The organism is Oricola nitratireducens (genome assembly GCF_014904745.1).
Lineage (GTDB): Bacteria > Pseudomonadota > Alphaproteobacteria > Rhizobiales > Rhizobiaceae > Oricola > Oricola nitratireducens.
Map to the genome: position 1 here is coordinate 322,330 of NZ_JACZCS010000014.1, position 22,154 is coordinate 344,483.

Here is a 22,154-nt window from a genome sequence, read left to right on the forward strand (position 1 = left end):
GCGGCCGCCGGATTTGAAATGTGTGGAGGAAGGTGTCCGCCTAGCTATCCAGGAAGCTCCGCAACTTCCGGCTCCGGCTCGGGTGCTTGAGCTTGCGCAGCGCCTTCGCCTCGATCTGGCGGATGCGTTCTCTGGTAACCGAGAACTGCTGGCCGACTTCTTCCAGCGTGTGGTCGGTGTTCATGCCGATGCCGAAGCGCATGCGCAGCACGCGCTCCTCGCGCGGGGTCAGCGAGGCCAGAACGCGGGTGGTCGTCTCGCGCAGGTTGGCCTGGATGGCGGCGTCGATCGGCAGGATGGCGTTCTTGTCCTCGATGAAATCGCCGAGATGCGAATCCTCCTCGTCGCCGACCGGCGTTTCGAGCGAGATCGGCTCCTTGGCGATCTTGAGGACCTTGCGGACCTTTTCCAGCGGCATGGCCAGCTTTTCGGCCAGTTCCTCCGGGGTCGGTTCGCGGCCGATCTCGTGCAGCATCTGGCGCGAGGTGCGGACGATCTTGTTGATCGTCTCGATCATGTGCACCGGAATGCGGATCGTGCGGGCCTGGTCGGCGATCGAGCGGGTGATCGCCTGCCGGATCCACCAGGTCGCATAGGTGGAGAACTTGTAGCCGCGGCGATACTCGAACTTGTCGACCGCCTTCATCAGGCCGATATTGCCTTCCTGAATCAAATCAAGGAATTGCAGGCCGCGGTTGGTGTATTTCTTGGCGATCGAGATCACCAGGCGCAGGTTGGCCTCGACCATTTCCTTCTTGGCGATGCGCGCCTCGCGCTCGCCCTTCTGGACCTGGTTGACGATCTTGCGGAACTCGGCGATCGAGATGCCGGTTTCCGTCGACAGTTCCTGGATCTCGGAGCGCAGCTCGTCGATGGTCGCCAGTTCCTTGGCGAATTCGCGCCAGCCGCGCGCCGTCAGTCCGGAGACCATGTCGACCCAGTTCGGGTCGAGCTCGGAGCCGTGATAGCGCAGCAGGAACTCCTCGCGCGAAACGCCGTAGCTTTCGGCGAGACGCAGCAGGCGGCCCTCGTTCTGCACCAGGCGCTTGTTGATCGAATAGAGCTGCTCGACCAGAGCCTCGATGCGCTGGTTGTTGAGCGACAGCGACTTCACGTCGGTGATCAGCTCGTCCTTGAGCTGCTTCAGGCGTTTCTGCTGGCTCGGCGACAGGGCATCGGAATCCGACAGCGAGCTTTCGACGTGCTGATCCTGCAGCTTGCGCAGCTTGGAATAGGTCGAGGCGATGGCGTCGAGCGTCTCCATGACGGCGGGGCGCAGTTCGGCCTCCATTGCGGCGAGCGACAGGTTGACCTCGTCCTCCTCGTCGTCCTCCTCCTCGGGCTGGCCCTCGCCGCCGACATTGGTGACGTCGTCGTCGTGGCGGCGCGGGGCGCGCAGCGCACGTTCCTTTTCCTCGCGCTCCTTCTTGGCCTGCTCGATCTCCTCGGGCGTCGGCACCTTCGGCGCCTGCTTGGCCTCGGGGCCGGCATAGGTCGTCTCGAGATCGATGATATCGCGCAGGAGGATGTTGCCTTCGTTGAGTTCCTCGCGCCAGATGATGATCGCCTGGAAGGTCAGCGGGCTTTCGCACAGACCCGCGATCATCGTCTCGCGGCCGGCCTCGATGCGCTTGGCGATGGCGATCTCGCCCTCGCGCGACAGCAATTCGACGGTGCCCATCTCGCGCAGATACATGCGCACGGGGTCGTCGGTGCGGTCGGTCGGCTCTTTCTTCTTGGCGGTCGCCGCGACGGCGCCGCCTGTCGTCGTGGCGAGTTCGGTCGAGCCTTCGCCGTCGTCGCTCGACGTATCGTTTTCGTTGTCGTTGTCGCTGTCGACCTCGTCATCCTCGACGACGTTGATGCCCATCTCGGACAGCGTGGACATGGTGTCCTCGATCTGTTCCGAGGTCACTTCCTCGGAAGGAAGCACGGCGTTCAGCTCGTCCATCGTGACGTAGCCGCGCTTCTTCGCAAGGCGCAGCATCTTCTTGACGCTGTCCGCGCTCAAATCCAGCAGCGGGCCATCCGGGGTCTGCTCCGGGGCGTTTTCCGCTTCGGTCTTTTCTTTTGTCTTTGTTGCCATGAAAGTCTTGTCTCCGGCGACGATGGTCCAAGGCCGCGATCCCGCCTAGTTGCGCCACCAATTTGGTGAGCGCCTATTTCCCGATCCCGCGATTTCCGGAACCAGCCTTAGGCGAAGCGTGTTAATTGCCAATTACCCCTATTTAGGCGCACTTCACGCCAATCCAACATGAAGCACGTAAAAACGGTTATATTGACTGACAATATTTCCGGGGCCTGGCCCGGTCGCCCTTGATTCCCGTGATTCTCCCCTGCGTCAACACCCCCGCAAGCGAATCAGGTAAAAAACCGGGCGTAACCTGCCCGAAAATCAGAAAGAACGCGACGGACGGCCCGAGGAAACCCCGAATCCGTCGACAAGCGCCTCGATCGATTCGGTCTCGTCGATCTCCTTGCGAAGATCGGCCAGGCGGCCGAAATTCATGTCGTTGCCGTCATTGGCATAGGCATTTTGCGCGGCTCCCAGTTCGCGGCGCAGGGTGCGGGCGCGGCGGTGCAGGCGCAACGCCTGGCGGAATCCCTCGAGCGCATCGTCATGCGCCGCCGCCTCCGTCGCCGTCCACAGACGGGTGCGCCGAATGAGCGCGTCGAGCGTGGCGATGGTCGCGGCCTGGGCGGCGACGGCCTTGTGCTCGAGCAGCGCGGCGCGGTCGCGCGGGCGCCCGGTGGCGCAGGCTTCGAGGATGGCGCTGCGCAGCCGCTCCAGCCCGCCATGATCGAGATCGAGGCCGGTGAAATCGTCGAAATGGTCGGCGAGCAGGTCCGGATGGCACAGCACTGCCGAGACCAGCGCCGCCTCGCGCAGCGGCATGTCGTCGCCAGTGGTGCTCAACAGGCGCGACCGGGTCAGGCTTTCCGAGATCGCCAGCCGGCCACCCGCCGCGCCGCCGCGGCCGCCGCCACGGCCATAGCGGTTGCCACCCTGCCCTTGCTGCTTGCCCCGGCCCTGGTGCGGCGCGCCGAACTGGGCGTTGGTGCGATCGCGCATCGCCTGACCGTAGTGGCGGCGCACGCTTTCGTCCTGGATCTGGCTGGTCGCCTCACGCAGCGTCTTTTCGAGCTGGGCGCGCTGTTCCGGCGTCTCGAACACCTTGCCGCTGGTTTCGCGCGACCACAGCATGTCGGCGAGCGGCTTGGCGCTTTTCAGGATCGCGTCGAAGGCCTCGCGCCCGCCGGTCTTGACGAGATCGTCGGGGTCCTTGCCCTCCGGCAACAGCGCGTAGCGCACCGAGCGGCCCGGTTTCAGCCCCGGCAAGGCGAGATCGAGCGAGCGCCAGGCGGCGCGCACGCCCGCCTTGTCGCCGTCAAAGCAGAGCACCGGCTCCTGCGTGACGCGCCAGAGGAGATCGAGCTGGCTTTCGGTCAGCGCGGTGCCAAGCGGCGCGACCGCGTTGGCGATGCCGGCCTGGTCGAGCGCGATGACGTCCATATAGCCCTCGACGGCTACGATCGTGCCGGCCTGGCGGACGGCTTCGCGAGCGCGGCGGAAATTGTAGAGAATATTGCCCTTGTGGAAGAGCTCGGTCTCGGGCGAGTTGAGATATTTCGCCGGCACGTCGGGCGACAGCGCCCTGCCCCCGAAGGCGATGATGCGGCCGCGCGCGTCCTCGATCGGGAACATGATGCGGTCGCGGAAGCGGTCGAAGGAGACCGGAATGTCGTCGCCGAAGACGACGAGACCGCAGGCCTCGATCTGTTCGCGCGAGGCGCCCTTCGACGCCAGATGCTCCTTCAGCGCGTTGCGGCTGTCGGGCGCGTAGCCGAGGCGGAACTTCTTCTGCGTCTGCCCCGACAGGCCGCGGTCGCGCAGATAGGCGCGTGCCCTGGCGCCGGCGGAGGTCTGCAGCTGCGCCTCGAAAAAGGCGACCGCCATTTCCATGACGTCGTGCAGCGTGGCGCGGATCTGTTCGCGCCGTTCGGCTTCGGGATCGCGCTCCGGCATCGGCACGCCCGCCATGTCGGCGATCTGCTGCACGGCCTCGGGAAAGGAGACCCCGTCGAGTTCGGTCAGGAAGCGGAAATGATCTCCCGACACGCCGCAGCCGAAACAGTGGTAACGGCCCTTCTTGTCCTCGCAGTGGAAGCTCGGCGTCTTCTCGCCGTGGAAGGGGCAGCAGGCCCAGTAATCGCCGCGCGGCGCGTTGGTCTTGCGCTTGTCCCAGGACACGCGCTTGCCGATCACGTCCGATATCGGAACGCGGTCGCGTATCTCGTCGAGAAATGATTGCGGAAAGCGCATCGCCGGCCTTTTTGGGAATCTCACCCCTCTATACAGGTCACGCGCGGCAAAGGCCAAGACGCGGTTGCCGCGTCCTCGCTATTCACAGGCCGGCAAGTCACAGACCCGCAAGCCGGACGGCGCTACTTGTGGAAGAACTTGAAAAAAGCGGCGACCTTGGCGGCGTTGTTCGTTGTCCGGTCGAACTCGACGCCGAGCATGCGCGGACGCACCCAGCGCACGACCCCATTGATGCAGCCGATCTTGTCGCTGTGCAACTCGACGAAATCGCCAGCATTGAAGCTGGAGGTGTTGTGCATCTCGACACCGACGCCATTGTCGGAAATGTCGACAACCATGCCGGCGGCCGTCTCGAAGCGATGGTTTATCTTCACGAACATGCGCGTTCCATGACGCGTCGCTGTGCGCTGGTCTCGCTGCTGTGCCAGGTTCACGGCGGACCTCTTTCCGTTATTACCCGGTTAAACTCGCAAAAAAATCCAAAGAAACGGTTTAATTGTCCTGACGGTAATAACGCGCAACGCACCCGCGGCTTTCGACAAGACATTCCTTTGCATGTGCTACATCATGCCTCCGACGGAGGTGCACGATGCTTAATTACCTGACCCTGATCTTTGCCTGCCAGCTTGCCGGCGAGGCCTTCGTGGCGACGACCGGCATACCGGTGCCCGGACCCGTCATGGGCATGGTGCTGCTCTTTGCCGGTCTTGCCATCCGCGGCTCGATTCCGAAGGACCTCGACACGGTCTCGGGCGCGCTGTTGTCCAACCTGTCGCTGCTGTTCGTGCCGGCCGGCACCGGCATCATGGTGCATCTGAAGCTGCTCGCCGGCGATGGCATCGCGGTTTCGGTCGCGCTGATCGTCTCGACGGTGGCGACCATCGCGGTCACAGGGCTGCTGATGCAGGCGTTGACCGTGCGCAAACGCCGGGGGCAGTCCGATGCAGAGTGACATCCCGACCGATTTGCAGACCGTCTGGGTCTATCTGTCGGCGAGCCCGCTGCTGCACCTGACGATGACACTGGCCGCCTACCAGGCCGGCATGTGGATCTACAAACGCGGCGGGATGAACCCGCTGCTCAATCCGGTGCTGATCGCGGTGGTCGCGCTGGTGACGATCCTCAGCGTGACCGGCACGTCCTACGATACGTTCTTCGAAGGCGCGCAATTCGTGCATTTCCTGCTCGGGCCGGCGACGGTCGCGCTCGCGGTTCCGCTCTACCGCCAGTTCCACCGGGTGCGCGAATCGGCCTTTGCCATCGCGGTCAGCCTGATAACGGGCTCCGCCTTTGCGGCAGCGAGCGCTATGGGGATCGCGTGGGCGCTCGGTGCGGGACAGACGACCATCATCTCGATCGGGCCAAAATCGGTGACCGCGCCTGTCGCCATGGGGATCGCGGAAAGCCTCGGCGGCCTGCCCTCGCTGACGGCAGTGCTGGTGATCGCCACCGGTATTCTCGGCGCGGCGCTCGGGCCGCTGGTTCTCAATCTCGTCGGCGTGAAGGACTGGGCATCGCGCGGCTTTGCCATGGGCACCGCCGCGCATGGCATCGGCACGGCGCGCGCGCTGCAGGTCAACGAGATCGCCGGCGCGTTTTCCGGCCTCGCCATGGGGCTCAACGCGCTGGCGACGGCAATCCTCTTGCCACTGGCCTGGTCGATTTTCCGATGAGAACAAGGACCGCGAACGGCGGCCCTTCGGCTACTGCGACAGGATGCTCTTGACGAGGCCGCTGGCCTTGGAGAAATCCATCTGGCCGGAAAAGCGCTCCTTCAGCGTCGACATGCATTTGCCGACATCGCGCAGACCTTCCGCCCCGGTTTCCCGGACGACGTTCTCGCAAGCCTGCTCGACCTCTTCCTCGCACATCTGCTTGGGCAGAAACTCGAGGATCACCGCCGATTCCTGGCGTTCCTGATCGGCGAGCTCGAGCCGGCCGGCCTGTTCGTAGGTCTCGGCGGATTCACGGCGCTGCTTGACCATCTTGGTCAGGATCTCGCTGATTTCCTCGTCGGAAACGGGATCCTTGCCGTTGGAACGGTTGGCAATGTCGCGATCCTTCACCGCCGCGCAAATCAGGCGCAGGGTGGAAACACGACATTTATCCTGTGATTTTTGAGCATCTTTTAGCGCAGCTTGAATCGCATCGCGCATCATTCGCACTCCTCGATGGTCGCCGGAACATAGCGCTGTTCAAACCGTAGCGCAAGTGCGGCAATCATCGTTATCATATTGATACAACTAGCTTTTTTCATTCACAGCCATAAGTTGAACGGCCTGGAAACACAAAAAAGCCACATACCGCAGCGATCTCCAGATCGCAATTTCCGTCCGGATTCCTCCCGGCGGACGCGGTGTTTTCAGGCGCAACATATGGTGATACAGCCCCGCCTCGACAAGATACCGCGCGTTCACCCTTTCGAGACCGATCCATGACCGAATCAACATCCACGCAATCCACCCAGGCCGGCGAGGCCTGGACAGTGGAAAAACCGACCGCCCTGCTCGTTCTCGCCGACGGAACGGTGCTGGAGGGCAAAGGCTTCGGCGCGACCGGCGCCGTGGAGGCGGAAGTCTGCTTCAACACGGCGATCACCGGCTACGAAGAAATCCTGACCGATCCGTCCTATGCGGGCCAGATCGTCACCTTCACGTTCCCGCATATCGGCAATATCGGCACCAATGACGAGGACATGGAAGACCTGACCCCGGCGCGCCGCGCCGGCGCCGTCGGCGCGATCTTCAAGGCCGACATCACCGATCCGTCGAACTACCGGGCCGCCGGCCATCTCGACACCTGGCTGAAGTCGCGCGGCATCGTCGCACTGTCGGGTATCGATACGCGCGCGCTGACCGCCTATATCCGCGAACACGGCGTTCCGAACGCGGTCATCGCGCATGATCCGAACGGCAATTTCGACGTCGAGGCGCTGAAGACGCGCGCCAAGGCCTGGGGCGGCCTCGTCGGCCTCGATCTCGCCAAGGAAGTGACCTCCGGCCAGTCCTCGACATGGTGCGAGACGCCGTGGAGGTGGAACGAGGGTTACGGCGAGCACGAGGTTCTTGACACCGACATCCATATCGTCGCGCTCGATTTCGGCGTGAAGCGCAACATCCTGCGGCTGCTGGCCGGTCTTGGCGCGAAAGTGACCGTGCTGCCGGCGACTGCGAGCGCGGACGACGTGCTGGCGCTCAATCCCGACGGCATCTTCCTGTCCAACGGGCCGGGCGACCCGGAAGCGACCGGCGACTATGCCGTGCCGACGATCAAGAAACTGCTGGAGACCGGCATCCCGATGTTCGGCATCTGCCTCGGCCACCAGATGCTGGCGCTGGCGCTCGGCGCCAAGACCGTGAAGATGCACCAAGGTCATCACGGCGCGAACCATCCGGTCAAGGATCACACCACCGGCAAGGTCGAGATCGTGTCGATGAACCACGGTTTCGCGGTCGATTCCAAATCGCTGCCGAAGGGCGTGACGGAAACGCATGTGTCGCTGTTCGACGGGTCGAATTGCGGCCTCGCCGTCGACGGCAAGCCGGTGTTCTCGGTGCAGCACCACCCCGAAGCCTCGCCGGGGCCGCAGGACAGCCACTATCTGTTCCGCCGCTTCATCAACCTGATCCGCGAAAAGCGCGGCGAGCCGGCGCTGGCCGAGCGCTGAAAGCGCCGCTCTTTCCTATTTGCCGGGATACGCTAGTCTCGGTGCATGGGATCGGTTGACGCGAACAGCTGGCTGGACTGGATCGTAGCCTTCGCCCACCGGGTGCAGGGCTATATCGCCCAGCCCTGGACATTCTACCAGTTCGCCATCATCGCGGGCTGTTTCGCCGTCGCCTATCTGTTGTCGCTGCGCATCGAGCCGGCGCTGGAGGCGCGCGCCCGGCGCATCAAGGGCAATCCCGGCCTGCTGCGGGTGATCGTCGCTTTCATGCGGCGAACCGAGTGGGTGCTGTTTCTCGTCTTCGTCGAGATCGCGCGCGAAATCATCCTCGCGACGACATGGCCGAGCCGCAGCTACATGCTGTCGCTGGCGCTGGTGCTGGGCTTCACCTGGCTCGCCGCCTCGGTGCTGACGCGGATCATCCGCAGCCGAGCGATCGCCCGGTTCGTCGCGCTCTGCGTCTTCGTCTATGTCGCGACCGGCGTGCTCGACATCCGAGATTCCGTCGAGGCCGCGCTCGACAGCGTCGCCGTCGATCTCGGCGATTTCCGCCTGTCGGCGCTGTTCTTCGTCAAGGCCATCGCGGTGACGGCGGTGCTGTTGTGGGCGGCGCATCTTGTCGGCAGTTTCATCGACAACCGCATCGCGGCCAACGAGGACCTGTCGCCCTCGTTCAAGGTGCTGGCCGGAAAGGTCATGCGCATCGGGCTGACGGTGCTGGCGGGGCTGATCGCACTGAACGCCATCGGCATCGACCTGACGGCGCTGACGATCTTTTCCGGCGCGGTCGGCGTCGGCATCGGCTTCGGGCTGCAGAAGGTCGTCTCGAACTTCATTTCCGGCGTGATCATCCTCGTCGACAAGTCGATCAAGCCCGGCGACACGATCGAACTCGGCGACACGTTCGGCTGGATCCGCGAATTGCGCGCCCGCTTCGTCTCGGTGATCACGCGCGACGGGCGCGAATATCTGATCCCGAACGAGGACCTGATCACCCACCAGGTCGTCAACTGGTCGTTTTCGGACAGCTATATCCGCCTCGACGTCGATTTCGGCGTCTCCTACGACAGCGATCCGCACGAGGTGACGCGGATCGCGATTCAAGCGGCGCAGTCCGTCAACCGCGTCATCGGCATCAAGAAGCCGGTCTGCTGGATGACGGCCTTCGGCTCGTCGTCGCTGGATTTCAAGCTGCGATTCTGGATCGCCGATCCGCAGAACGGGCTGACCAACATTCGCGGCCAGGTGCTGCTGGCGCTGTGGGACGCCTTCAAGGAGGCCGGCATCAAGATCCCCTTCCCGCATCGCGAAATCATCATGCGGACGCCGGTGGAGGTCAGAAAGGCGGACGAAACCTAGAGACGACCATCGTTTCGCGGAATCGACGACCGTCTCCAGTTGTCTGTTTTCACGCAATTCCGCACGGAAAACCGGTTTTCACTTTTCCCGGAATTGCTCTAGCGCGGCAGGACCGGGCCGTCGGGATCGGGCAGGACTTCCGGCGGCGGGTCCGCATGGTCGCCGTGATAGGCGGCCGGACCGCGCCGCGTCGCCGCCATGCCACGCCGGCGTCCGGCGCCGGCAAGGCCGGTTCCGGCCCGTCTGGCGCCCTGCCCCAGCAGCGCAAACAGCAGGAAGCCGAGCGCCGCCCAGATCGCACCGGCGACCGTCACCGGAACGCCCGGTCGGAAATCCGACCATGCGCCGCCGAAAAGCTGCGCGTCGGTCTCGCCGACCAGAACCAGCGGGCTGGCGGCATCCGGCCAGTTGGCAAACCGAGCGGACTGGCGCTGCAGGCTCTCGTAACGCCGGATGGTCTGGGTGATGGACAGGCCGCGATCGCGCAGGAACTCGTCGGCGGACGCCTTGTAGGCGGCGAGCGCCTGGCCGCGGGTCAGCGCGTGGTCTTTCGCATCGGAATCGAAATCGGTGACGACCATGCGCAGTTCCTCCAGCGCGCCGCCGAGCCGCTGGCGGTATTGCTGGGTGAATTCGGGCGCCTGCGACGTGACCACGCCGCCGGCAATCCCGACCGCCAAGACCAATGTCCGCCCAATCAAGGCCATGCCTACCTCCCGCAGCTTCCGTGTTTCTAACATATCCTGGCGAAAATTAATGCACGGGAGGGTTGCAGGTTTCCCCGGCCGCGAGGATTATCGGACATCGGAGGATTTCCCATGAAAACGGTACAACTCGGAAAAGACGGTCCCGCCGTCTCGCGGGTCGGGCTCGGCTGCATGTCGATGGCCGGCGTCTACGGACCGGCCGACGACGCCGAGAGCATCGCGACCATTCACGCGGCGATAGACGCCGGCATCTCGCTGATCGATACCGGCGATTTCTACGGCATGGGATCGAACGAGATACTGATCGGCCGCGCCCTGAAGGAGCGCAACCGCGACGACGTCACGATCAGCGTCAAGTTCGGGGCGCTGCGCGGCCCGGACGGGGCCTGGAACGGCTACGACGCGCGGCCGGCGGCAGTGAAGAATTTCCTCGCCTATTCGCTCACCCGCCTCGGCGTCGATTACATCGATATCTACCGGCCGGCGCGGATCGATCCGAACGTACCAATCGAGGAGACGATGGGCGCGATCAAGGATCTGATCGACGCCGGTTACGTGCGCCATGCAGGCCTTTCGGAAGCCGGCCCCGAAACGATCCGCCGGGCCGCATCGGAGGCTCCGGTCAGCGACCTGCAGATCGAATATTCGCTGGTCTCGCGCGGCATCGAGGACGCGATCCTGCCCGTCTGCCGCGAACTCGGCATCGCCATCACCGCCTACGGCATCCTGTCGCGCGGCATCCTCGGCGGACGCCGGAAGCCCGGAACGCCGAAACGCAAGGGCGACATCCGCGCCCGCATGCCACGCTACGACGCAGGCAACGAGGAGAAGAACCTGGCGCTGGCCGAGGCGCTTTTCCGGGTGGCGCAGGCCAAGGGCATGACCACGGCGCAGGCGGCGGTCGCCTGGGTGGCGGCGCAGGGCGACGACATCGTGCCTCTGCTCGGTTCACGCACGCGCGAACAACTGGACGACCTCTTGGGCGGCGCGGAGGCGGCGCTTTCGGCCGAAGACCTCGCAGAAATCGAAAAAGCCGTCCCGAAGGGCGCGGCCGCCGGAGACCGCTACAACGCGGCGCAGATGGCGATGCTCGACAGCGAGAAATAGACGGACAGTCTATGACGGCGGCAATTCCCCGGCCGCCTGTTCGCCCTTGGGGCTCAGCCGGTAGATGCCGCGTTCCACCTTCTCGAACCAGCCGTAATGGTCGTCCGCCATGATGGTGCGGGCGCGGGGGACGCCGGTCGCTTTCGCCACGTCGGACGCCTTGGCGGCTCCGTTTCCGGCGAGCCATGCGGCGATGCGCATCGCGTCCTGCCGGTAGGCGGTGACGATTGTCGTGCGGGTCGAGCCGCCGAGATTGGGATCGCCGATGCGATGGGCGAATTCGCGTAGCAATCTCGTTGTTTTCGCGTTGTTTTTTCGCGGCGCGTAGGGGCCCGGATCGAGGTGGATTTCGCAGAAGCCGTCATCCGGCCGGACGGTGATCAGGCCGAGGCCAAGCCGGCGGCAGAGCTTCTTGTTGCCTTTCAAGGAGGATAGGAACGGCCGGCCCTTGCCGCGCGGCACGGCGACATAAACCGCATCGGTGATCGCCAGACGCTCGATCGCCTGGTGGAACAGCGACAGGGTGAAGCCGGTTTTCAGTTCGACGATGACCGGCGGCTCGGCGCCGCGGACCGCCATGACGTCGGCGGCCCCGACTTCCGATTTCACCTCGTAGCCCTGGTCCTCCAGCAGTTTCTTGACCGGGGGATAGAGGTCGGTCTCCTTGAGCTTTGTCACACCACCGGTCAGACGGGATTGTTGAAGGTATCGCAATCCTCGAGCCTGCCGGACTGGAAGCCGCGGTCGAACCATTCGCGCCGCTGCGCCGAGGTGCCGTGGTTGAAGCTTTCCGGGACGACATAACCTTGGGTGCGGCGCTGGATGGCGTCGTCGCCAATCTGGGTCGCGGCGTTCAGCGCCTCTTCCAGATCGCCCTTTTCCAGAAGCCCCTTCTGCGCCGTGTAATGGCCCCAAATGCCGGCGAAGCAGTCGGCCTGGAGTTCGACGCGCACCGACAACGCATTGGCCTCGGCCTGGCTCATCGTCTGGCGCATGCGGTTGAACTGCGGCAGCACGCCGATCAGGTTCTGGACGTGGTGGCCGACCTCGTGGGCGAGCACATAGGCCTGGGCGAAATCGCCCGAGGCTTTGAAGCGGCGCGCCAGCTCGTCGTAGAAGGACAGGTCGATATAGAGCTTGCGGTCGTTGGGGCAGTAGAACGGCCCGGAGGCGGCGCTGGCGAAGCCGCAGGCGGACGAGACCTGGCCCTCGAAAAGAACGAGGATCGGCTTGGGATAGGTCTTGCCGTTTGCCTGGAAGATGCCGTCCCAGACATCCTCAGTCTCGGCGAGTACCGTGGCGACGAACTGAGTCGTCGCGTCGTTGCGCACGGGACCGGACGGAGCCTGCGAAGTCTGCGTCTGCGTCTGCGGCACGATCTCGCCGAACGGATTGTCGCCGCCGCCGGCGAGAATCGCCAGCGGATCGATACCGCAGGAGCGCAGCACGAAGAACAGGATGATCAGCATGATAATACCGGAAATCCCGCCGCCGCCGGTGCGCACCACCCGCCCGGAGGAGGGAATGCGGACGCGCGGGCGCGGTGAATAACCGACATTGCGCGTGCGCTGGCCGCGTCGGTCCTCGATATTGGTGCTTTGACGGCGGCCTTCCAGACGCATTGTGATGCTCCTCACGCTAAGGCGTTATCAATGCCCCGGAAACGCGAAGGCTTCAAGACGGAAGGCCGGCGTCAGGCCATCGACAGCGGACGCGCGGGCTTGCGGCGCCAGGTTAGCACGAAAATCGTCACGACAAGGATCGCGGAGGCGACGAAACCGAGCCACGGCACGGGTGCGACGGCCAGCACCCGCCCGCCGATCACGCTGCCGGCGGCGATGCCGAAATACATCGCGGACACGTTGAGCGGCATGGTCAGATGAGCAAGCTCCGGCGCGAGCGCGACGAGCCGGCTCGCCTGGGCGGGCGGGAAAGTCCAGCCGATGACGCCCCAGGGAAACATCAGGGCGATCAGTGCGGGGCCGGCGAGCGAACTCGGTACAAATTCCGCGACAAGGCCGATGGCGAGCGCCAGGATCACGCCGCCGGAAAGCGCGATCGCCACGACCCGGGTGGGGCCGAGACGGTCTGCCAGCCGGCCGCTCACGGCGTTACCGGCAACCGCGCCGAGGCCGAAGACGAGCAGCAGCAGCGATACCGCGGTCTTCGGCAGGCCGACGCCGTCGATGGCGAGGGGCGCGAGATAGGCGATCAGCGTGAAGCCGGCGGCCAGGTAGAGAAAGGTGACGGCAAGCGCCGGAAACACGCCCGGCCGGGCGACGGCAAGGATCCGTTCGCCGAGCGACAGCCGCACGCCCTCGATATCGCCGGGCAGGCGGAACCAGAGGATGGCGAGGCAGATGACCGCGATCACGCCGATGAACAGGAAGGTGAAGCGCCAGCCGACGAGATCGCCGATCAGCGCGCCGAGCGGCGCACCGAAGGCGACGGCGAAGGTGGTTCCGGCGAGCACGGCGGAAACCGCGCGCGCCCGGTGTGCCGGATCCGAAAGCGCGATCGCCGTCGACTGGGCGGTGGAGGCGTAGAGGCCAGTGAAGGCGCCCATGACGATTTGCGCCGCCATCAGTGCCCCGTAGGACGCGGCGGTCGCGGCGAACAGGTTCGCGGCGATGAAGAAGGCGAGCGCGAAGGCGATGACGCGGCGCCTGTCGACGCTGCCGGTCACGGTCGCAAGGATCGGCGTACCGATGGCATAGGACAGCGAAAAGGCGGTCATCAGCAAGCCGGCCTTCGGAACGGTGGTGCCGACCCCGTCGGCGATCAGCGGAAGCAGGCCAGCAAAGACGAAAGCGACGGTCGAGGTGGCGAATGCCCCGATCGCCAGCCATATGAGACGGCGGTCCATGAAGATGTCCTTAGTTCAAAATTACTTGAACTTTTGAACTTTATGCGCAAAATGTCAATTTCAAAGAGTTGAAGCAAGGTTCAAAACGGCTAATCTGCGCCATGCACATTTGGCACCCGACCCGAGACCAGATCAGCCTGGCCAACGTGCTCGCCGTCCTCGGCGACCCGACGCGGCTCGCCATCGTCGCCTATCTGGCGCGCAACGACGGCAACGCCCTGGCCTGCGGGACGTTCAATCCGCTCGGCTCGAAAACCAAGATCAGCTACCACCTCGCCAAGATGCGCGAAGCCGGGATCACGCATACCGAGGTCTCCGGCACGAACCGGCTGATCACGCTGCGACGTGACGACCTGGAAGCGCGGTTTCCCGGCCTGCTCGATTCCATTCTCGCCGCCGCCGGCGATCTGCCGCCCCTCGACGCGGGCACCAGCCCGGCCGAAGACACGGCGATCGAGGGGTGAGCCCCTGCCCATAACCACCTGAAAATCCTCGACTTTAAACCGATCCTGGCTTGCCGATCCGGCCGCCGCGGCGCAGCAGGTCGGGCCAGGCTTTCGCCGCGACGAAAACGGTGAAGGCGGCAGCCAGCGCGACCGTCGCATATCCCGTCCAGGGCGCATCGCCGTGGAAGGCCAGCCGGTTCATCAGCCGGCCCGGCAGGAAGGTGAACGCGCCTGCCCCGATCAGCGCGAACAGGTAAAGCATGCGCATGGCGTTCAAATGTTTCGGAATATCCCTGCGCCGCGCGGCGCGTACGGCAGCGACCAACGAGACGAGCACCACCACCGAGAGAATGTGGATCGGACTGAAGGGCCCGACGAGGCGAATCGTGTGGATCGCGAACGAGGTCAGGGCGGTGACCGCCATCAGAGCGACCCAGGCCTTGCCGAGATTGCGATGCAGGCGGTCGCCCTTGCGGCGGATCAGGACATAGCCGCCCAGAAAAAAGGCGAGGATCGCCGCAACCATGTGCAGCTGGATCGCGAGGGACGCGTGGGTGAATTCGGCAAGGTTCATGATAAATCTCCGTTGGCCTTTGCTTGGCGCTTGCGTTGCGTTTGACGCTTGCTAGGAAATGCGCATGAACCGGGACAATCTCGATTACGTGGACAGGCGGCGGGACTTCGTGGACGGCAGCGCCCTGCAATTCGCGCTTCGTGAAGTGCAGGGTCTGCTGAGGCGGCCGGCTTTCTGGATCGGTCTGGCGGCGGCCATCGCGATTCTCGTCGTCACCGGCCCGTCCGGCACGCTGGCGCATTTCAACGCGCCGGAGCGGCTCGCCTATTGGGGGTCGATCGCCTTCGTTACCTTCGTCACCGGCCTGTTCGCGACGAACTTCCTGGCGCGGCTGATCCGGCCACGCATGGGCGCGCGTCTGCCGGCGATCGCGCTGGGTACCGTCCTCGCCGCCATCCCGATCACGGCGGAGGTCTGGCTCATGGATTTCGTCTTCTCCGGATCGCCTGTGCGGACACTGGCCGGGATCGGGTCGCTTTACGGCATGTGCGTCGTGATCGCGGTCTCCGTCTCGACGATCTACGACCTGTCGAGCCCGAAGAGCGGCGAGGACACGCCGCCCGTTCCTGTCGCCGACGACGCCGATCCCGGCGAAGCGCCATTCCTCAGGCGCCTGCCGGCCCGGCTCGGCAAGGAACTCGTCTCCCTGCAGGCGCAGGACCATTATCTCGAGGTGACGACCGCAAAGGGACGCGACCTCATCCTGATGCGGCTGTCGGATGCCGAGGAGGAACTGACGGCTTATCCCGGCATGCGGGTTCACCGCTCCTGGTGGGTCGCGCGCTCGGCCGTCGCCGGTATCGAGACGACGGGCGACCGGATGTCGGTCAGGCTTTCAAACGACGTGATCGTGCCGGTGAGCCGCGGCAAGCGGCCGGCGGTGCGAAAGTGGCTGTCCGGACAGGACGGCGCCTAAGCGCTACTTCCGGCTCCGCTTGCGGGTGCCGCCGCTTTTGCGCGCGGCCTTGCGGGGACGGCGCGGCTCGTGCAGCGCTTCCGGCTCGAATTCGGCAACGGCGAGCGGTTTTGCCTCCGACCCCGAACGGACATCTGCCTCGCGCAGCGCCTTGCCGAAATCGAGCCCGGTGCGGTCCTCGATGTCCTCGACGGTGGTCAGGAACTGCGAGACACGATCGAGTTCCCCGGTGTCGGTGAAGTTCTCGGCGGCGGCCTCCTCGAGCGCTTCCGGCATCACCTCGATCAGTTCCTTCTGGTCGGCCAGAAGCGCGATCGCGCGCAATTCGCCGCCGGTGACCCAGGTCGCGATCTTCCAGAACAGGAGCGGGATCTTCGCGCCGAAGCGATAATCGAAATCCTCGTCGGTGAAGACGGGACCGGCGAAGACACTGACGCGCTGGCGCTCGGTAACGGCATTCCTAAGGACGTAGGTCTCGACCGCGCGCCAGTGCAGCTTGCCCTTTTCGCCGGGAAATGTCGGTCGGCTGCCCTGGTTGAAGAAGCCGACCTGCGGGCAGATGTTGGGAAAGAAGAACGTGTCGCGCTCGCCGGCGAGCGCCTCGCAATCGCTGCCCCATGACGGGTCGCTGCGCAGCACGATGTGGCCGCGCTGGAAGATGCGGGCGATGCGCGCCCGCGACGAGGTGTCGGGGAAACCCGGCACGTTCTGCGACGCATAATATTCGTTGGTCATCTGCTCGGTCGGAAGGACGCGACGGTCCGGCATGAAGCCGGCATCGGCCTTCACGCCCTCGATGGTCAGCGCTTCGAGGCCGAGCTGGTTGAGCGTCGGGTCCGCGGTGACGGTCTTGGTCTTGCGGTCGACATGGCGTGTGCGCGCGCCGTCGACGTTGCAGGCCGTGAAATAACACAGGCCGCGATCGGCATTCAGCTTGAGCGAGAAGTGGTGATAGGGAAGTTCGTGCCGGTCCTCGCTGCCGACCGGCGGCAACTGGTTGACGGCCAGCCTGCCGGGAATATTCGGCGTGTCCGGCATCGGCACGATGAAACCAGGCAGGAAGCCCGGCTCGTAGCCGCCGCGGTCGGTGAAATCCTCGGTCTTCCAAGCCGCTATCTTCTCGCTGCCGGAATCCTCCCCGGCCTCCTCTTCGATGGAAGCCAACCCGGACCGGGCGACCGCCGGCATGGCGACGCCACCGAGCGAGACATTGACCTCGACCGGCACGATCAGCGTCAGCGAGCCGTCGGGATTGCGCCGCTGCATCACCGAAGCAGCGCCTTTCGCGGCCCCGCCGGCCACCGTCATTCCCTCCCCGGCCCCGCCGGTGGCCGTGGCACCGACGACGGTCCTGAACCCGCTGTCGGACAGGCGGTCCCACAGCGTCAGCGCTTCGGCGATCCTGACATCGGCGCCCTGCTCGAAGACGGCGTCGCCGTCGCGCAGCGCCTTGACGATCGCGCTGATGCGGATGCCCTCGTTGATGCGCGGCATCAGCGGCAGGCCGTCAATGCCGACCGTTTCGTGGAACGGCCCGGCCCAGTGATGTAGCGCGATGATCTCCCAGGCATTGTTGAAGACCGGCGAACCGGACGAGCCCTGCTGCGTGTCGGCGACGTAATGCAGCACCTGCCTCGTATTGTCGCGCGAGACGATCCGGTTCTCGTGCAGGACCACCTCCTTCAGCCTGCCGTCGGGATGCTGGATGACATTCGCGACCTCGCCGAGGCTGTGCTTGTCGGTGGCGTCGAGCAGCGGCATGAAGCCGTAATGGCCGAGATCGCCGGCGCCGTCGATGCGGTCGCCAAGGGCAATGACGGAGAAGTCGAGAGCGCTGACGCCGGAGGTAACGAAACATTTCGCGGGATCGAAGGCGAAACGCGTCGGCGTCTTTATGCGGCCGTCAGGGCCGCGCTCGAGGTCGAGTTCGATGACATAGCCCCTCGCCTCGCCGGCCGACGAGATGACGTGGTTGTTGGTCATCAACAGGCCCGGCGCGATCAGGACGCCGGACCCGCGCGCCGAGCCGTTCGGCCGCGCGACGCGGGCAACGCAATTGGCGGCCCGGCGGCCGAGGTCGAGAAAGGCGACGTCGAGGAATTCCTGCGCGCCGCCCTGGATCGCTTCCGCACCGGCCAAATCGGCCTCGCGCGCCGTCTTGACCTCGTCGATCCGGACAGCGATCGCGCGGGCATTCTCCTCCGGCAAGCCGGTATTGCGCTTGATTCCGGCTGTTCGCCGGGCAATGTCGGGTTCGGCCGCGTAGGGATTGCCGCGGGCGATCTCGTAGATGGAATTCTCGATTTCGTCGACGTTTGCCTTGATGCGGTCCCGGGCCAGGTTCTCGACTTGGTAGTATTCGAGTTTTTCTTCCATGGCGGCCGCTCCCCGCGCTTGGGTTTCCTCAGGGTAGTCTTGGGTTCCTCAGGGTAATTATAGTTGCAAACGTGAATTCCTGTTGACGATTTACCATGAAGGTTAACGCTACGGCGGCGGGGCCGGCACACAATGCCGCAAGCGGGGACTTTTTCTTGGAAAACAGGCGCCGGGGGGTTACATGGCGAAGCGCTTTACCCTATAGGCCGCGTCTAGCCTGAAATTCGAGAATTTTCGCACCGGATGAGCCTCGCGCATCCGGTCGCTTCGCACAGCCGGACCGAACCATGCCCAAACGCACTGATATCGACACCGTCCTCATCATCGGCGCGGGGCCGATCGTCATCGGGCAGGCCTGCGAGTTCGACTATTCCGGCACACAGGCGTGCAAGGCGCTGAAGGAGGAAGGCTACCGGATCGTCCTGGTCAACTCGAACCCGGCGACGATCATGACCGATCCCGACCTCGCCGACGCCACCTATATCGAGCCGATCACGCCGGAAGTCGTCGCCAAGATCATCGCCAAGGAGCGCGGCGAGCGCCCGGACGAGAAGATGGTGCTGCTGCCGACCATGGGCGGCCAGACCGCGCTCAACACGGCGCTGTCGCTGCAGGCGATGGGCGTGCTGGAAAAGCACGATGTCGAGATGATCGGCGCCAAGCCGGAGGCCATCGACAAGGCGGAAGACCGCAAGCTGTTCCGCGAGGCGATGGACCGGATCGGGCTGGAAAGCCCGCGCTCGGTTCTCGTCAACGCCTCCGACATCAAGGACGCCGACCGCAAGGCGCACGAGGCGAAGCGTGCCGCGCTCAAGGCGGAGCTGACGGGCGCGGAACTCGATTCCGCTCTCGAAAAGCTGGAGCAGGACTGGCGCGACGGCACCTCCGACCGCAAGCAGCGCTACATGAACCACGCCATGGGGCTTGCCGCCCAGGCACTGGAGGAAGTCGGCCTGCCGGCGATCATCCGTCCCTCGTTCACGCTCGGCGGCACCGGCGGCGGCATCGCCTATAACCGCGCCGAATTCTTCGATTTCGTCGAAAGCGGCCTCGACGCCTCGCCGACAACGGAAGTGCTGATCGACGAGAGCGTGCTCGGCTGGAAGGAATACGAGATGGAGGTGGTCCGCGATCATGCGGATAACTGCATCATCATCTGCTCGATCGAGAACGTCGATCCGATGGGCGTGCATACGGGCGATTCGATCACCATCGCCCCCGCCCTGACGCTGACCGACAAGGAATACCAGATCATGCGCAACGCCTCGATCGCGGTGCTGCGCGAGATCGGGGTGGAAACCGGCGGCTCGAACGTGCAGTTCGCCGTCAATCCGGACAATGGCCGTCTCGTCGTCATCGAGATGAACCCGCGCGTGTCGCGCTCCTCGGCGCTGGCTTCGAAAGCCACGGGCTTCCCGATCGCCAAGGTCGCGGCGAAGCTCGCCGTCGGCTACACGCTGGACGAACTCGACAATGACATCACCGGCGGCGCGACTCCGGCCTCGTTCGAGCCGAGCATCGACTACATTGTCACCAAGATCCCGCGTTTCGCCTTCGAGAAGTTCCCCGGCGCCGAGCCGGTGCTGACCACGGCGATGAAATCGGTCGGCGAGGTGATGGCGATCGGGCGGACCTTCGCGGAATCGCTGCAAAAGGCGCTGCGCGGGCTCGAAACCGGGCTGACCGGCCTCGACGAGATCGAAATCCCCGGGCTTGGCGAAGGCGACGACAAGAACGCCATCCGCGCCGCCATCGGCACGCCGACGCCGGACCGGCTGCGCATGGTGGCGCAGGCCTTCCGTCTCGGTTTCACCATCGAGGAAGTCCATGCCGGCTGCCAGATCGACCCGTGGTTCCTCGCCCAGTTCAAGGCGATCGTCGACATGGAGGCGCGCATCCGCGCCAACGGCCTGCCGCATGACGCCACCAACCTGCGGATGCTGAAGGCGATGGGCTTTTCCGACCAGCGGCTGGCGACGCTCGCCGGCAAATCGGAAAAGGACGTCGCGCAGCTGCGTCACGCGCTGGAAGTGCGCCCGGTCTTCAAGCGCATCGACACCTGCGCGGCCGAGTTCGCATCGCCGACGGCCTACATGTACTCAACCTACGAGACGCCGTTCGCCGGAACGCCCGCCAACGAGGCGGGGATTTCCGACCGCAAGAAGGTCGTTATTCTCGGCGGCGGGCCGAACCGCATCGGACAGGGCATCGAGTTCGATTATTGCTGCTGTCACGCCGCGTTTGCCCTCAGGGACGCCGGCTACGAAGCGATCATGATCAACTGCAACCCGGAAACGGTGTCGACCGACTACGACACGTCGGACCGGCTCTATTTCGAGCCGCTGACGGCCGAGGACGTGCTGGAAATCCTGCGGCTGGAACAGTCGAAGGGCGAGTTGCTCGGCGTGATCGTGCAGTTCGGCGGCCAGACGCCGCTGAAGCTCGCCAACGCGCTGGAAAAGGCGGGTATCCCGATCCTCGGCACCTCGCCCGACATGATCGATCTCGCCGAGGACCGCGACCGGTTCCAGAAGCTCTTGATCAAGCTCGACCTGACGCAGCCGAAAAACGGCATCGCCTATTCGGTGGAACAGTCGCGCATGGTCGCCGCCTCGCTCGGCTATCCGCTGGTGGTGCGTCCGTCCTATGTGCTCGGCGGCCGCGCGATGCAGATCATCCGCGACGACCAGGGGCTCGATTCCTATCTGCTCGGCACGGTGCCGGAACTGATCCCGGAAGACATCAAGGCGCGCTATCCGAACGACAAGACCGGCCAGATCAACACGCTGCTCGGCACCAACCCGCTGCTGTTCGACACCTATCTGACAGACGCGGTCGAGGTCGATGTCGACTGCCTGTGCGACGGCACGGACGTCTTCGTCTCGGGCATCATGGAGCATATCGAGGAAGCCGGCATCCATTCCGGCGACAGCGCCTGCTCGCTGCCGGTGCACACGCTCGGGCCGGAGATCGTTGCCGAGATGGAGCGCCAGACCGTCGCGCTCGCCAAGGCGCTGAATGTCGGCGGCCTGATGAATGTGCAATACGCCATCAAGGACGGCCAGGTCTACGTCCTGGAGGTCAATCCGCGCGCCTCGCGCACGGTGCCCTTCGTCGCCAAGACCATCGGCGTGCCGATCGCCAAGATCGCCGCGCGCATCATGGCGGGCGAAAAACTCGATCCGGCGATCGCCAATTACGGCGAAAAGCGCGACATCAATTCGCTGAACCACATCGCGGTCAAGGAAGCGGTGTTCCCGTTCTCGAAATTCCCCGGCGTCGATACGCTGCTCGGGCCGGAAATGCGTTCGACCGGCGAGGTGATGGGCCTCGACCACGACTACGCGGTAGCGTTCGCCAAGGCGCAGCTCGGCGCGGGCGTCGAACTGCCGAAATCCGGCAACGTCTTCATCTCGGTCAAGGACAGCGACAAGGCGCGCATCCTGCCGACGGCGAAACTGTTCGCCGACCTCGGCTTCGGCGTCGTCGCAACCGGCGGCACGCAGCGCTTCCTCGCCGAAAACGGCGTGCCGGCAACCAAGATCAACAAGGTGCTGGAAGGCCGCCCGCATATCGAGGACGCGATCCGCAACCGCCAGGTTCAGCTCGTCATCAACACGACGGAAGGCAAGAAGGCGTTCTCGGATTCAAAGCCGTTGCGCCGCGCCGCGCTGATGAACAAGGTGCCCTATTTCACCACCATGGCGGGATCGGTCGCCTGCGGCGAGGCCATCCAGGCGATGCAGAAAGGCGAATTGCAGGTGCGGCCGCTGCAGAGCTATTTCGGGTAGGCGGTTCCCTCCCTCCCCGTG

Annotated in this window: 18 protein-coding genes; 8 read left to right on the forward strand and 10 right to left on the reverse strand. The window is 64.7% G+C overall.

All coding sequences use genetic code 11. The features are described from left to right. Positions 1–40 precede the first annotated feature (40 nt). The 3 genes from rpoD to IG169_RS10025 form a co-directional block, all read right to left on the reverse strand. Positions 41–2,086 (reverse strand): RNA polymerase sigma factor RpoD, encoded by a 2,046-nt coding sequence (gene rpoD, locus IG169_RS10015; RefSeq protein ID WP_193176051.1) that lies wholly within the window; start codon positions 2,084–2,086, stop codon positions 41–43. Positions 2,087–2,395: 309 nt separating this feature from the next. Beyond that, a complete protein-coding gene (gene dnaG / locus IG169_RS10020) occupies positions 2,396–4,324 on the reverse strand; it encodes a DNA primase (protein ID WP_193176052.1) in 1,929 nt (642 codons plus the stop codon). 122 nt (positions 4,325–4,446) lie between these two features. After that, entirely contained in the window at positions 4,447–4,758 is a 312-nt protein-coding gene (locus IG169_RS10025) for a PilZ domain-containing protein (protein WP_343225633.1), read from the reverse strand. Positions 4,759–4,913: 155 nt separating this feature from the next. Between IG169_RS10025 and IG169_RS10030 the strand changes: the two genes are divergently transcribed. Continuing rightward, positions 4,914–5,276 carry a CidA/LrgA family protein gene (locus tag IG169_RS10030; RefSeq protein WP_193176054.1) on the forward strand — a complete coding sequence of 121 codons (363 nt, stop codon included), beginning with the start codon at positions 4,914–4,916 and terminating at the stop codon, positions 5,274–5,276. Continuing rightward, a complete protein-coding gene (locus IG169_RS10035) occupies positions 5,266–5,997 on the forward strand; it encodes an LrgB family protein (RefSeq protein ID WP_193176055.1) in 732 nt (243 codons plus the stop codon). The genes IG169_RS10030 and IG169_RS10035 overlap by 11 nt, the downstream gene beginning before the upstream one ends. A gap of 30 nt (positions 5,998–6,027) precedes the next feature. On the opposite strand, the gene IG169_RS10040 is transcribed toward IG169_RS10035, so the two are convergent. Beyond that, a complete protein-coding gene (locus tag IG169_RS10040) occupies positions 6,028–6,483 on the reverse strand; it encodes a GatB/YqeY domain-containing protein (protein WP_210325941.1) in 456 nt (151 codons plus the stop codon). A gap of 275 nt (positions 6,484–6,758) precedes the next feature. Between IG169_RS10040 and carA the strand changes: the two genes are divergently transcribed. Then, positions 6,759–7,991 (forward strand): glutamine-hydrolyzing carbamoyl-phosphate synthase small subunit, encoded by a 1,233-nt coding sequence (gene carA, locus IG169_RS10045; protein WP_193176056.1) that lies wholly within the window; start codon positions 6,759–6,761, stop codon positions 7,989–7,991. Positions 7,992–8,036: 45 nt separating this feature from the next. Beyond that, positions 8,037–9,350, forward strand: a complete 1,314-nt coding sequence (locus IG169_RS10050; RefSeq protein ID WP_193176057.1) for a mechanosensitive ion channel family protein — start codon at positions 8,037–8,039, stop codon at positions 9,348–9,350. Between the two features lie 98 nt (positions 9,351–9,448). Here the strand turns inward: IG169_RS10050 and IG169_RS10055 are convergent, their stop codons facing one another. Further along, positions 9,449–10,057 (reverse strand): DUF2937 family protein, encoded by a 609-nt coding sequence (locus tag IG169_RS10055; protein WP_193176058.1) that lies wholly within the window; start codon positions 10,055–10,057, stop codon positions 9,449–9,451. A 111-nt stretch (positions 10,058–10,168) separates the two neighbouring features. Here IG169_RS10055 and IG169_RS10060 point away from each other — a divergent pair, with 111 nt between their 5' ends. Beyond that, complete coding sequence (locus IG169_RS10060; RefSeq protein WP_193176059.1) at positions 10,169–11,164, forward strand: aldo/keto reductase; 996 nt, start codon at positions 10,169–10,171, stop codon at positions 11,162–11,164. Positions 11,165–11,173: 9 nt separating this feature from the next. Here IG169_RS10060 and IG169_RS10065 read toward each other — a convergent pair whose 3' ends face one another. The 3 genes from IG169_RS10065 to IG169_RS10075 all read right to left on the reverse strand — a co-directional run bounded on the left by IG169_RS10065 (position 11,174) and on the right by IG169_RS10075 (position 14,030). Next, the gene (locus IG169_RS10065; protein WP_193176060.1) at positions 11,174–11,842 is read right to left on the reverse strand and encodes a DUF2161 family putative PD-(D/E)XK-type phosphodiesterase; all 669 of its coding nucleotides are present in this window, start codon (positions 11,840–11,842) and stop codon (positions 11,174–11,176) included. Between the two features lie 8 nt (positions 11,843–11,850). Further along, complete coding sequence (ypfJ, locus tag IG169_RS10070; protein WP_193176061.1) at positions 11,851–12,786, reverse strand: KPN_02809 family neutral zinc metallopeptidase; 936 nt, start codon at positions 12,784–12,786, stop codon at positions 11,851–11,853. Positions 12,787–12,857: 71 nt separating this feature from the next. Further along, positions 12,858–14,030 carry an MFS transporter gene (locus IG169_RS10075; protein ID WP_193176062.1) on the reverse strand — a complete coding sequence of 391 codons (1,173 nt, stop codon included), beginning with the start codon at positions 14,028–14,030 and terminating at the stop codon, positions 12,858–12,860. 101 nt (positions 14,031–14,131) lie between these two features. Between IG169_RS10075 and IG169_RS10080 the strand changes: the two genes are divergently transcribed. Beyond that, positions 14,132–14,494: an ArsR/SmtB family transcription factor gene (locus IG169_RS10080; RefSeq protein WP_193176063.1), complete on the forward strand. Its 363-nt coding sequence runs from the start codon at positions 14,132–14,134 to the stop codon at positions 14,492–14,494. Positions 14,495–14,528: 34 nt separating this feature from the next. Here the strand turns inward: IG169_RS10080 and IG169_RS10085 are convergent, their stop codons facing one another. Then, on the reverse strand, positions 14,529–15,050 hold the full coding sequence (locus IG169_RS10085; protein WP_193176064.1) for a DUF2306 domain-containing protein: 522 nt from the start codon (positions 15,048–15,050) through the stop codon (positions 14,529–14,531). A gap of 64 nt (positions 15,051–15,114) precedes the next feature. Here IG169_RS10085 and IG169_RS10090 point away from each other — a divergent pair, with 64 nt between their 5' ends. Beyond that, positions 15,115–15,966: a LytTR family DNA-binding domain-containing protein gene (locus IG169_RS10090; RefSeq protein ID WP_193176065.1), complete on the forward strand. Its 852-nt coding sequence runs from the start codon at positions 15,115–15,117 to the stop codon at positions 15,964–15,966. Positions 15,967–15,969: 3 nt separating this feature from the next. On the opposite strand, the gene IG169_RS10095 is transcribed toward IG169_RS10090, so the two are convergent. Further along, entirely contained in the window at positions 15,970–18,342 is a 2,373-nt protein-coding gene (locus IG169_RS10095; protein ID WP_193176066.1) for a DNA/RNA non-specific endonuclease, read from the reverse strand. A gap of 287 nt (positions 18,343–18,629) precedes the next feature. Between IG169_RS10095 and carB the strand changes: the two genes are divergently transcribed. Beyond that, positions 18,630–22,133 (forward strand): carbamoyl-phosphate synthase large subunit, encoded by a 3,504-nt coding sequence (gene carB / locus IG169_RS10100; protein ID WP_193176067.1) that lies wholly within the window; start codon positions 18,630–18,632, stop codon positions 22,131–22,133. The last annotated feature ends 21 nt before the right edge of the window (positions 22,134–22,154 follow it).